The 257-nt window shown below is 72.0% G+C and carries 1 pseudogene; it reads right to left on the bottom strand.

Going from position 1 to position 257, the window contains the following annotated elements:
• Window positions 1-257: pseudogene (locus J0695_RS42550) on the bottom strand (hypothetical protein); the annotation flags it as partial.

Genomic DNA, 257 nt, shown 5'->3' with positions numbered 1-257 from the left:
AGGAGTCTCGTGGGCTCGTCGCGTGAGCACCCCATCCGGACGAGCAGCCTGCCCGCGCGGGCGAGCAGGTCGGTGTCGGAGGGGTGGCGGTCGAGGAGGTCGGGCAACCGGGACGCCTCCGCGATCCGGCGGGCGACCACGCTGCTGACGAAGCGGGGTGAGGTGGAAAGCGCGACCAGTTCCGGGTGGACGGCCTGCCGGGCACCTGTCCACAGGGCGTGGACGAATGGCCGCAGTTCGTCACTGCGGGCGTAGAC

This window comes from Streptomyces beijiangensis (assembly GCF_017315755.1).
GTDB lineage: Bacteria > Actinomycetota > Actinomycetes > Streptomycetales > Streptomycetaceae > Streptomyces > Streptomyces beijiangensis.
This window is presented reverse-complemented; position numbering and strand designations above follow the sequence as displayed.